Source organism: Streptomyces sp. NPDC052020 (assembly GCF_040680575.1).
In the GTDB taxonomy this organism is placed as follows: Bacteria; Actinomycetota; Actinomycetes; order Streptomycetales; family Streptomycetaceae; genus Streptomyces.
In genome coordinates this window covers 56,024-67,262 of record NZ_JBFAWY010000035.1, presented here as the reverse complement: position 1 = coordinate 67,262, position 11,239 = coordinate 56,024, and the positions used below count along the sequence as shown (strand labels likewise).

The following is an 11,239-nucleotide window of genomic DNA, read 5'->3' as shown; positions in this document are numbered from 1 at the left end:
AGCCGCACCCGCTCGATCGAGACCCACGCCGCGCTCACCGGGGAGTCCGCCCCGGCGCCGGGGCGGACGCGGTGCGCGCGCTGTCGGTGGCGTACGGCAGACTCGGGGCGTGCGGAAGATTCATGTGATCGGTATCGGCGCGGGCGACCCCGACCAGCTGACCCTGCAAGCGGTCCGGGCGCTGCGGAGCACGGACGTGTTCTTCGTCCTGGACAAGGGCGAGGCGAAGGCGGACCTCGTGCGGCTCCGCCGGGACCTGCTGGAGACGCACATACCCGAGGGGACGTACCGCGTCGTCGAGGCGCGCGACCCGGAGCGGGACCGGACGGCGGGCGGCGCGGGATACTCCCCCGCCGTCGGGGACTGGCGCAGCGCCCGCGCCGGCATCTACGAGCGGCTGATCGCCGAGGAGCTCGGCGAGGACGACAGCGGCGCCTTCCTGGTGTGGGGGGATCCGGCGCTGTACGACAGCACGCTCGGGATCCTCCAGGAGGTGCTGGGACGGGGCGCGGTGGCGTTCGAGTACGACGTGGTGCCCGGCATCAGCAGTGTCTCCGCCCTGGTCGCCCGGCACCGGACGGGGCTGAACCGGGTCGCCCGGCCGGTGCAGATCACCACCGGGCGGCGGCTCGCGGAGGGCTTCCCCGAGGGCGTGGACGACGTCGTGGTCATGCTCGACGCCCATCAGGTTTTCCGGCGGTACGCGGACGAGGACATCGACATCTACTGGGGCGCCTATATCGGCACCCCGGACGAGATCCTCGTGTCGGGTCCGATCGCCGAGGCCGCGCCCCGCATCGAGCGGCTGCGTGCCGAGGCCCGCGAGCGCAAGGGCTGGATCATGGACACCTATCTGCTCCGCCGGCGCGCCGGGGAGCGGTAGAGGCGGCGGCTCGCGTCCGCTTTGCCGGAGACGGCGGGAGCGGCGGCTCGCGCGGCACCCGGGCGGACCGGTCCCGCATGCGCGGCCGGTGCCTCGATGTGATCGTGACCAGGTGACCGTCGCCGAGGAGAAGCAGCTGCCCGCCGCCCAGCCGCCCGTGCTGGACAGGCGCCGCCGCAACGTCGTCTTCGTCACGATCATGCTGGGCATGCTGCTCGCGGCCCTGGACCAGACGATCGTCGGCACGGCCCTGCCCACGATCGTCTCGGACCTGGGCGGGGCCGCGCACATGTCGTGGGTGGTCACCTCGTATCTGCTGGCGGAGACCGTGGCGACGGTGCTGGTCGGCAAGTTCGGCGACCTGTTCGGCCGCAAGGTGGTCTTCCAGGTCTCGGCGGTCGTCTTCATCACGGGCTCGTTCCTGTGCGGCCTGGCCACCAACATGCCGCTGCTGATCGCCTGGCGGGCGATGCAGGGCGTCGGGGCGGGCGGCCTGATGGTGACCTCGATGGCGCTGATCGCGGACGTCATCCCGCTCCGCGAGCGCGGCAAGTACCAGGGCGCGATCGGCGCGGTGTTCGGGGTCTCCACGGTCATCGGGCCGCTGCTCGGCGGGCTGTTCACGGATCATCTGTCCTGGCGGTGGGCGTTCTACGTCAACGTGCCCATCGCGATCGCCGTCGTGGTCGCGGCGGCGCGCACCATCCCGGTGGTGAAGTCGGCCTCCCGCCCGGTCATCGACTATCTGGGCATCGCGCTCGTCACGGTCGGTGCCAGCGCGCTGATCCTGGCGACGAGCTGGGGCGGCAACGAGTACGCGTGGGGCTCGTGGGTGATCATCGGCCTGTTCGCGCTGGGACTGGTCGCGCTGGCGCTGTTCTGCCGGGCCGAGACCCGGGCGGCCGAGCCGATGCTGCCGATGCGACTGTTCGCCAACCCGGTGTTCACGGTCTGCTCGGTCCTCAGCTTCATCGTCGGCTTCGCGATGCTCGGTGCGATGACCTATCTGCCCAGCTATCTCCAGTACGTCGACGGCGACTCGGCGACCACCTCGGGCGTGCGCACGCTGCCGATGGTGGCCGGACTGCTGCTCGCCTCGGTCTTCAGCGGCACCGTGGTGAGCAGGACCGGCAGGTACCGGCTCTTCCCGATCCTCGGCTCCCTGGTGATGGTGCTCGGCCTGTACCTGATGTCCCTCATGGGGCCGGCCACCGGCGCCTGGCTGGAGTCGCTGTACATGTTCGTGCTGGGCACCGGCATCGGACTGTGCATGCAGGTGCTGACGATCGCCGTGCAGAACACCGTCCCCTACGCCGACCTCGGCACCGCCACCTCCGGTGTCACGTTCTTCCGCACCCTGGGCAGTTCCTTCGGCACCGCCGTCTTCGGCACCATCTACGCCAGCGCCCTCACGCCCAACCTGCGGGACGGGATCGCGTCCGCCGCGGCCACCGGCGCGGCGGATCCGGCCGCGATCGGGCGGGCGGCGACCAGTCCGGAGGGGGTGCACCGGCTGCCGCCGGACGCGGCGGCCCCGCTCATCGGCGCCTACGCGGACACCATCCAGACCGTGTTCCTGTGGACCGTGCCGGTCGCGGCCCTCGGGTTCGTCATCGCCCTGTTCCTCAAGCAGGTCCAGCTGCGCGACAGCGCGCGGATGGGCTCCACGGACATGGGCGAGGGCTTCGCCTCTCCGCACGACGCCAACGCCCAGCGCGTGCTGGAAGCCGCCGTCGGGAAGATCATCGGCAGTACGGACCTGGACACCGCGCGCCGGATCATCATCGGCTCCGACACCCGGCTGGACATCGCCGGTGCCTGGGCCGTGATGCAGGTCGACCTGTTCACGCGGCTGGTCGGCCATGCCAGCCTCGGCCTGATCGCGGCCCGCCGCCGCATGCCGCCGGAGGTACTCCTGCCGGTCTTCGACCGGATGGTCGACGAGGGCTATCTGACCCGTGACGACTCCCTGCTGTCGCACACCGGGGCGGGCGCCCGTGAGGCCGGCGTCATCGGCCGGGCCTGGGCCACCTGGCTGGAGGACCGGGTGGAACAAGACATCGGCCGGCCCTCGGACACGCAGCTGCGCGCCGCGGTCGACACGATCGCCAAGCGGCTGCTGGTGGAGGACCTGAGCAGCGGCCTGCCGGACGGGCCGCGGCAGCCGGTGGCGGGCGCGCCCCGCTGACAGGCGCGCGCGTCCGGCGGGACGGCAGGGCCGGCCGGACGCGCGCCTACGCCCTGGCGCGGCTCACCCGGCTCCGGCCGTTCGTCTCGGTCATGGTCCGCCGAGGCCGAGCCGCTCCAGGGCCCCCGCCACGTCCGGTACGGCCGTCACTCCGTCCGGCAGCGGCGGGCGGCGGACGATCACGACGGGCACGCCGAGGGCGCGCGCGGCGGTGAGCTTGGCGGCCGTGGCCTCTCCCCCGCTGTCCTTGGTCACCAGGACGTCGATGCGGTGGCCGCGCAGCAGGGCCGACTCGCCGGCCACGGTGAACGGCCCCCGGGCCGGCAGCACATGGACGTCCGGCGGCATCGGCGGGTCCGGAGGCTCGACGGACCGTACGACGAAGTGCAGATCGGCCAGATGTGCGAAGGCGGCCAGGCCCAGGCGGCCGGTGGTCAGCAGCACCCGGCGGCCCAGGGCGGGCAGCACCTCGGCGGCGGCGGCCAGGGAGGGCACCGGGTGCCAGCGGTCGCCGGGGCCGGGCCGCCAGCCGGGACGGCGCAGGACGACGGCGGGCACGCCGGCCGCCGCCGCGGCGCGGGCCGCGTTCGCCGTGATCGACGCGGCGAAGGGGTGGGTGGCGTCGACGAGGGCGTCCACGCGCCGCTCGCGCAGCCAGCCGACCAGCCCCTCGGCACCGCCGAAGCCGCCGACGCGTACCTCCCCCTCCAGGGGGCCCGGCCGGGTGACGCGTCCCGCGAGGGAGGTGGTGACGCGGACGCCGGGGCGGGCCGCGAGCTCGGCGGCCAGAAGACGGGCCTCGGTGGTGCCGCCGAGGACGAGGACGTGGAGGGGCATGGGTCGAGCGTACGGGCGCCCGGCCGGGAGGCCGTCGCCGGGCCGGAGCGGTCACGGGTCCGGGCCGTGTGCGGCGGCGCCGTCAGCGCAGCAGCAGCTGCACACCGCCCGCCACCGTCGCGGCGATGACCAGTTGCTCGAACAGCCGCTGGTCGATGCGGTTCACGGCCCATGTGCCCAGCAGCGCACCGGGCACGACGAAGACCACGAGAACGGCGTCGAGGACCAGGGAGTGCCGGTCGATCAGTCCCAGGCCGGCGCTGAAGGGCAGCTTGGAGACGTTGACGATCAGGAAGAAGAAGGCCGACGTGCCGAGGAAGCCCAGCTTGCGGAAGCCCGCGGACAGCAGGTAGAGGGACATCACCGGCCCGCCGGCGTTGGCGACCATGGTGGTGAATCCGCCGAGGACGCCGTACGAGCGGGCCTTGATCCGGCCCGCCCCGCTGGTGACCGGCTCCGGCTCCCGCCGCGCGTCGGCCTGCCTCCGGCGCCACACCGTCACCGCCGCCATCAGCAGCAGGATCGCCCCGATCGACGTGCGGACCAGCGCGTCGTCGGCCCGCATCAGAAAGACCGTGCCGGCGACGACGCCCGCCGCGACCGCCGGGAACAGCCGCCACAGCGTCGGCCAGTGGGCGTGCCGCCGGTAGGTGAGGACGGCCAGTACGTCGCCGGCGATCAGCACCGGCAGCAGGACGCCGGTGGAGGCGCGGGCCGGCAGCACCGCGGCGAAGATCGCGAGGCTGACCGTGTTGGCCCCGCTGACGGCGGTCTTGGAGAAGCCGACGAGCAGGGCCGCGAAGGCGAGCGCCGCGAACTCCCAGCCGGTGAGGTGCCAGAGTGTCATCGTGTCCATGCCGAGACCGATGCTATGCCCGGCCGTGGACACCCGCGCGGCCCGTCTCACCGGGTGGCGGCCGGGAAGCCCGTCCCGCCTGGTGGCCCCTACCGGGCGGCCGCGTACCGTACCCGCAGCTCCCGCTTGAGCACCTTCATGCTCGGGCCGAGCGGCAGCGCGTCGGTGAACTCCACGCGGCGCGGGTACTTGTGCTTGCCCAGGTGCTCCCGGGACCACTCGCTGATCTCGGCGGCCTCCGGGGCGGCGTCCGGGGCGGGGACGACCACGGCGCAGACCTCCTCACCGTGCAGGTCGTCGGGCAGGCCGATCACGGCGACCTGCGCGACGCCGGGGTGCCGCATCAGCACCTCCTCGACCTCGCGCGGGTAGATGTTGTAGCCGCCGCGGATGATGATGTCCTTCTTGCGGTCGACGATCCGGAGGAATCCCTCGTCGTCCTTGGTGCCGAGGTCCCCGGTGCGGAACCAGCCGTCGACGAGCGCCTCCGCGGTGGCCTCCGGCCGGCCCAGGTAGCCGGAGAAGACGTTGTGGCCGCGGACGACGACCTCGCCCAGCTCGCCGGGCGGCAGCAGCTCGATGCGGTCCTCGGCGTCGGCGCGGGCGATCTCCACGTCGACGCCCCAGAGCGGGTGGCCGATGGTGCCCGGTTTCGCGCCGAGGATCGGCTGGTTGACGGTGGCGGCCGGGGAGGTCTCCGACAGCCCGTACCCCTCGTAGACTGTGGCCCCGAAGGCGGCCTCGAACCGCTCCAGCACGGCCACCGGCAGCGAGGCCCCGCCGGAGATGCACACCCGCAGCTCGGGCAGCGCGCCGGCCCCGGCCGCGGCGGCGGCCAGCGCGACGAACATGGTGGGCACCCCGTGGAAGGTGTTGACCTTCTCCCTCACCATCAGCTCGATCGCGCGTGCCGCGTCGAAGCGCGGCAGCAGCACCAGCGTGGCGCCCGCGCGCCAGGTGGAGTTCATCGAGACGGTCTGGCCGAAGGCGTGGAACAGCGGCAGGGCGCCCAGCGCGATGTCGTCGGGCCGGATGTCGTGGGCGTCGAAGGCGTTGACCGTCGCGTTCATCACCAGGTTGAAGTGGCTCAGGACGGCGCCCTTGGGCACGCCGGTGGTGCCGCTGGTGTAGAAGACGACGGCCGGGTCGTCGGCCTCGCGGGTGACGTACGACGGCAGCGGCTCGGCGTCCGCCGCGAGCTTGCCGAACTCCTCCCCGAGGAGCACCGTCCGTATCCCCGCGGCCCGGGCGGCGGCCGCACCGGTCTGCGCCTGTGCCGGGTGGCACAGCAGCAGCGTGGCTCCGCTGTCCGTCAGGACGTGCCCGGCCTCCGCCTGCGACAGCAGCAGATGGACCGGTACGACGACACCGCCCGCCGCGGCGATCGCGTAGTACGCCTGCGGGAACTCGGCGGTGTTCGGCGCCATCAGGGCGATCCGGTCCCCCGGCCGCACCCCCAGGCCGACGAGGGCGCCGGCCTGGGCCAGGGCGCGCTGCCACACCTCCGCGAAGGTCAGGCGCAGGTCGCCCTCGACCAGTGCCTCCTTGGCGGGGCGGCGCCGGGCGTTCTCGGCGAGGACGGCGGCGACGGAAAGGGTTGCCATGGGGTGTTGCTCCGTTCCTTGCTGCGGCTCTGCGGGGAGTGTGCGGGGGTGCTGCTCGGGCGGTTCGGCGAACGTCCCGCGGGCGGGCGGGAGTCTCGCACCAGGCCCTACCGCCTCTCGACGAGCACCGCGCTGCCCTGCCCGACGCCGACGCACATGGTGGCCAGTCCGCGGGCCGCCCCCGTGCGGCGCATGCGGTGGAGCAGGGTGGTGAGGATGCGGGCGCCCGAGCAGCCGAGCGGGTGGCCCAGCGCGATGGCGCCGCCGCTGGGGTTGACCAGGCCGGGGTCGATGCCGAGTTCGTCGACGCAGGCCAGTGCCTGGGCGGCGAACGCCTCGTTGAACTCGGCCTCCGCCAGGTCGCCGACGCTCCAGCCGGCCCGGGCCAGCGCCTTGCGGGTGGCGGGCACCGGCCCGATGCCCATGACGTCCGGGTGGACCCCGGCCGAGGCGCCCGCGACATAGCGGCCCAGGGACTCCAGGCCCAGCTCGTTCAGAACGTCCTCACTGACCAGCAGGAGGCCGGCCGCTCCGTCGTTCATCGGGGAGGCGTTGCCCGCGGTGACCGTGCCGCCCTCGCGGAAGACGGGCTTCAGCCGGGCCAGCTTCTCCAGGGAGGTGTCCTCGCGGACGCACTCGTCGGTGTCGACGACCACGCCGTCGGGCCGCTCGACGGGCAGGAGCTCGCCGTCGAAGTGGCCGTTCTCGCGGGCGTCGGCGGCCAGGCGGTGGCTGCGCAGCGCGAAGGCGTCCTGACGTTCGCGGGAGATCCCGTACCGGGCGGCGACCTCCTCGGCGGTCTCCCCCATGGACAGCAGGCCGTGCAGCTCCTTCATCGCCGGGTTGACCAGGCGCCAGCCGAGCCGGGTGTCGGCGGTCTCGATGCGGTGGGGCAGCGCCTCGTCGGGGCGGGGCAGGACGAAGGGCGCGCGGCTCATCGACTCCGACCCGCCGGCCAGCACGATGTCGGCCTCGCCGGCCGCGATGGTGCGCGCGGCGGTCGTGACCGCCTCCAGGCCGGAGGCGCACAGCCGGTTCACGGTGGCGCCGGGGACGGTCTCGGGCAGGCCGGCGAGCAGGGCGGCCATGCGGGCGACGTTGCGGTTGTCCTCGCCGGCCTGGTTGGCGGCGCCCCAGTAGACGTCGTCGACGCGGGCCGGGTCGAGCGCGGGCACGTCGGCGACCAGGCCGCGGATCACGGCGGCGGCGAGATCGTCGGGCCGCACGCCCGACAGGGCGCCGCGCAGTCTGCCGATCGGGGTGCGGCGGGCGGCCGCGAAGTGGACGGGACGCAACGGGACTCCTGACCGTCGGCGCTCGGTCGCCGGGCGGCGCGCCACCGCCGTACCGACCTCGCAAGAGCTTAATTAGCACTGCTAGTTTTGGACTATAGACCGCCGGGACGCTCCCTGGGAAGATCCTCCGGAAACCTTCGACGACGCAGCTGGAGGAGCCCATGGCCGAGGCCCACGAGCACGTCCTGACGGGGACCCGGGGCCGGATCACCGCCCGCGAGTGGCCCCGCCCCGCCCCGCGCTACGTGGCGCTCCTGGTCCACGGGTACGGCGAGCACATCGGCCGCTACGAGGAGGTCGCCGGCGTCCTGACCGGGCACGGGGCCGCCGTGTTCGGGCCCGATCACCTCGGTCACGGCAGGTCGGCGGGCGAGCGGGTGCTGATCGAGGACTTCGACGACGTGGTCACCGACGTGCACGCCGTGGCGGACCTGGCCCGCGCCGCCCACCCCGGCCTGCCGGTCGTCCTGATCGGCCACTCCATGGGCGGCCTGATCGCCGCCCGCTACGCCCAGCGCCACCGAGAGCGCCTGGCCGCGCTGGTGCTGTCCGGGCCGGTCATCGGCGACTGGGAACTGCCCCGGCGGCTGCTCGCCCTGGAGGAGATCCCCGGCACCCCGGTCAACCCGGCCGCGCTCTCCCGGGACCCGGCGGTCGGCGCGGCGTACGCGGCCGACCCGCTGGTGTGGCACGGGCCGATGAAGCGGCCGACGCTGGAGGCCTTCGTGCGGACGCTGGCGGCCGTGTCCGAGGGCGGCGACACCGGCCGGCTGCCGCTGCTGTGGCTGCACGGCGACGACGACCGGCTGGTCCCGCTGCCCGGCAGCCGGATCGGCGTCGAGCGGATCAGCGGCGGCGACCTGACCGAGCGGATCTACCCGGGAGCACGGCACGAGGTCTTCCAGGAGACGAACAAGGCGGAGGTGTTCGCGGACCTCACGCGCTTCCTGGACGGCGTCCTCACCCGGTGACGGGAGCCCCGCGCACCCGGCGGGCCGCGGTGTTTGCCCGTGGGAGCCCGGGGCACCCGCGCCTGCATGGAGTGGTTGCGCCGCGCCGCATGTGCGGATGAGGACCCCGAACTGTTCTTCCCCGTGGGCACGACCGGACCGGCGCTGCGGGACATCGACGCGGCCAAGAAGGTCTGCGCCCGTTGCCCGGTGACCGCCGAGTGCCTGGAGTTCGCCCTCGGCTGCGGCCGGGCGTCCGGCGTGTGGGGAGGCACCTGCGAGGAGGAACGCGTCGCACTGCTCCGTACCGACGAACACACCATCAGAGACGACGCCGCAAGGAGCACCACCGTATGACTGTCGTGAAGAGCACGATCCCCGAGTCGGCCCGCCGTCCGGTCGGCGACGCCCTTCAGGGTACGCTCGTGGATCTTCTCGGGCTCTCCCTGATCGCCAAGCAGGTGCACTGGAACGTCGTGGGACCGCGGTTCCGGTCGATCCACCTCCAGTTGGACGAGGTGGTGTCGGCGACCCGGTCGTTCGCCGACACGGTCGCGGAACGCTCGGCGGCGCTCGGCATCCCGGCCGACGGCCGGCCGGAGACCATCGCGTCGGCGTTCACGCTGCCCAGCCCCAAGGAGGGCTGGGTCCGCGACGGCGACGTCGTCCAGCTGATGGTCGAGTCCCTGGAAGCCGCGATCGGGCGCCTGCGCGAGCGGATCGAGGCCACCGAGCAGCCGGACCCGGTCACCCAGGACCTGCTGATCGCCATCACCGCCGAACTGGAGAAGCAGCGCTGGATGTTCGACGCCGAGAACTGGCCCAAGGAGGGCTGAACGACCGGCTCCGCTCCCCTGGCGGGGGGCGGCACACCCGCACGCAGCACGACCGAAGGGGCACCTCATGGCCGACGCCCTCGAACTCGACACGCTGTGGGAGGACTTCCACCGCGTGGTGAACATGACCTCGGCGGAACTCGCGGCCTGGCTGCGGGTCCGTGACGCCGACGAGCGGGCCGAGCCGCTGCCCGAGGACGCGGGCACGCCCACCGGGCGGCACGTCCTGGCGATCCTGCAGAAGCGCCGCACCGATCTCACCGAGGACGACGTCCGGGTGATGCGGAAGGTCGTGGACGCCGTCACCGCCCAGACGGACGTGGAGAACGAGCCCGAGGCCGAGGACACCCGCCGCCGGCACCGGCTGATGACCCTCGGGCACGACCCGCTGAAGGCGTGACGTGAACCGCGACGAGCGCGTCCTGCGCGCACTCGTCGACGCCCACGGGCGGACGTACGCCGAGGAGGCCGGTATCCGGCTGCGGGACACCCCGCAGCCGCTGTACCGGCTGCTGGTCCTGGCCCACTTGCTCAGTGCCCGCATCCGCGGTTCGGTCGCCGTGGCCACCGCCCGTGCCCTGCACGAGGCGGGGCTGCGCGACCCGCGCCGGATGGCCGGGGCCGACTGGCAGGAGCGGGTGGACGCGCTGGGCCGCGGCGGCTACCGGCGCTACGACGAGCGCACCGCCACCCAGCTCGGCGACGCGGCCGCGCTGCTGACCGAGCGGTGGGGCGGGGACCTGCGCCGGCTGCGGAAGGAAGCGGGCGGCGAGGTCTCTGCCCTGCGGCGCCTGCTCCAGGAGTTCCCCGGCGTGGGACCGGCCGGGGCGGACATCTTCCTGCGCGAGGCCCAGCGGGTGTGGCCGGAGGCGGCGCCGTATCTGGACGGCAAGGCCCTTCAGGGCGCGGACCGGCTCGGCCTGCCGCAGGACCCCGACCGGCTGGCGAAACTCGCCGGTACGACCGAACCGGCCGTACTGGCCGCCGCGTTGGTGCGCGCGGCGGTGGACGGGGAAGTGGCGGAGGACTGCCTGGACCGGGCCGGCTGACCCTCCCCCGCCCGGCCCCGCCCGGCGCGGGCGGCGGTCCGCACGGGCCCGGCGGTGGCGCCTTCCCGGCGGTGACTGAACGGCGTGGTACGGATCACAGTCGCCCCGGAGCGCCATCCGGGACGCCGGCCGCCCTGAAAGTATGATCAAGCGATGTCTGACATGACCGAAACCACGCCCGGTTGGCTGACGACCGACGAACTCGAAGCGGCGCGCGCCCGCATGCCGATCCTGTATGTCGAGGCCGTACCGGTGCGCGTCGACGACAGCGGTGAAGTCACCAGTGTCGGCCTGCTGCTGCGCATCGGGCCCGACGGAACGGTCAGCCGGACACTGGTCTCCGGCCGGGTGCTGCACCACGAGCGGGTCCGCGACGCCCTCCTGCGCCATCTGGAGAAGGACCTCGGCCCGGTGGCACTGCCCCGTGTGCCGTCCTCGCTCCAGCCGTTCACGGTCGCGGAGTACTTCCCGACCCAGGGCGTCACCCCGTTCCACGACCCCCGCCAGCACGCGGTGTCGCTCGCCTACGTCGTGCCGGTCACCGGCGACTGCCGCCCCCGGCAGGACGCGCTCGATCTGGTCTGGTTCAGCCCGCAGGAGGCCCTGTCCCCGGCGGTGCAGAGCGAGATGCCGGGCGGCCACGGGGTGCTGCTGAAGCAGGCGCTGGCGCATGTGGGCTGCGTGATCTGACTACCTCGCGCGAGGGTGGCGGGGGCGTCCGGCCCATGCCGCCCGCGCCGC

12 protein-coding genes are annotated in these 11,239 nt (G+C 73.7%); 8 read left to right on the top strand and 4 right to left on the bottom strand.

Going from position 1 to position 11,239, the window contains the following annotated elements:
- Positions 1 to 109: 109 nt before the first annotated feature.
- Positions 110 to 883 carry a precorrin-6A synthase (deacetylating) gene (gene cobF, locus AB0L74_RS28240; RefSeq protein ID WP_365658231.1) on the top strand — a complete coding sequence of 258 codons (774 nt, stop codon included), beginning with the start codon at positions 110 to 112 and terminating at the stop codon, positions 881 to 883.
- A 112-nt stretch (positions 884 to 995) separates the two neighbouring features.
- Entirely contained in the window at positions 996 to 3,071 is a 2,076-nt protein-coding gene (locus AB0L74_RS28235) for an MDR family MFS transporter (RefSeq protein WP_365658228.1), read from the top strand.
- A 90-nt stretch (positions 3,072 to 3,161) separates the two neighbouring features.
- On the opposite strand, the gene AB0L74_RS28230 is transcribed toward AB0L74_RS28235, so the two are convergent.
- The 4 genes from AB0L74_RS28230 to AB0L74_RS28215 all read right to left on the bottom strand — a co-directional run bounded on the left by AB0L74_RS28230 (position 3,162) and on the right by AB0L74_RS28215 (position 7,663).
- The gene (locus tag AB0L74_RS28230; protein ID WP_365658226.1) at positions 3,162 to 3,908 is read right to left on the bottom strand and encodes a cobalt-precorrin-6A reductase; all 747 of its coding nucleotides are present in this window, start codon (positions 3,906 to 3,908) and stop codon (positions 3,162 to 3,164) included.
- An 82-nt stretch (positions 3,909 to 3,990) separates the two neighbouring features.
- Positions 3,991 to 4,764: a sulfite exporter TauE/SafE family protein gene (locus tag AB0L74_RS28225; RefSeq protein WP_365658224.1), complete on the bottom strand. Its 774-nt coding sequence runs from the start codon at positions 4,762 to 4,764 to the stop codon at positions 3,991 to 3,993.
- A gap of 89 nt (positions 4,765 to 4,853) precedes the next feature.
- Positions 4,854 to 6,368, bottom strand: coding sequence for a long-chain fatty acid--CoA ligase (locus tag AB0L74_RS28220; protein WP_365658221.1), 1,515 nt, complete (start codon positions 6,366 to 6,368; stop codon positions 4,854 to 4,856).
- A gap of 107 nt (positions 6,369 to 6,475) precedes the next feature.
- A complete protein-coding gene (locus AB0L74_RS28215) occupies positions 6,476 to 7,663 on the bottom strand; it encodes a thiolase family protein (RefSeq protein ID WP_365658218.1) in 1,188 nt (395 codons plus the stop codon).
- Between the two features lie 161 nt (positions 7,664 to 7,824).
- On the opposite strand from AB0L74_RS28215, the gene AB0L74_RS28210 reads away from it, so the two are divergent.
- The 6 genes from AB0L74_RS28210 to AB0L74_RS28185 all read left to right on the top strand — a co-directional run bounded on the left by AB0L74_RS28210 (position 7,825) and on the right by AB0L74_RS28185 (position 11,188).
- The gene (locus AB0L74_RS28210; protein WP_365658215.1) at positions 7,825 to 8,634 is read left to right on the top strand and encodes a lysophospholipase; all 810 of its coding nucleotides are present in this window, start codon (positions 7,825 to 7,827) and stop codon (positions 8,632 to 8,634) included.
- Between the two features lie 66 nt (positions 8,635 to 8,700).
- A complete protein-coding gene (locus AB0L74_RS28205; protein ID WP_365658213.1) occupies positions 8,701 to 8,970 on the top strand; it encodes a WhiB family transcriptional regulator in 270 nt (89 codons plus the stop codon).
- A complete protein-coding gene (locus tag AB0L74_RS28200) occupies positions 8,967 to 9,449 on the top strand; it encodes a DNA starvation/stationary phase protection protein (protein ID WP_365658210.1) in 483 nt (160 codons plus the stop codon). Before AB0L74_RS28205 ends, AB0L74_RS28200 begins: the two co-directional genes overlap by 4 nt.
- A gap of 67 nt (positions 9,450 to 9,516) precedes the next feature.
- Positions 9,517 to 9,849, top strand: a complete 333-nt coding sequence (locus AB0L74_RS28195; RefSeq protein ID WP_365658207.1) for a DUF3140 domain-containing protein — start codon at positions 9,517 to 9,519, stop codon at positions 9,847 to 9,849.
- A 1-nt stretch (position 9,850) separates the two neighbouring features.
- A complete protein-coding gene (locus AB0L74_RS28190) occupies positions 9,851 to 10,498 on the top strand; it encodes an endonuclease (RefSeq protein ID WP_365658204.1) in 648 nt (215 codons plus the stop codon).
- Between the two features lie 162 nt (positions 10,499 to 10,660).
- Positions 10,661 to 11,188 carry an NUDIX hydrolase family protein gene (locus tag AB0L74_RS28185; RefSeq protein ID WP_044386238.1) on the top strand — a complete coding sequence of 176 codons (528 nt, stop codon included), beginning with the start codon at positions 10,661 to 10,663 and terminating at the stop codon, positions 11,186 to 11,188.
- The last annotated feature ends 51 nt before the right edge of the window (positions 11,189 to 11,239 follow it).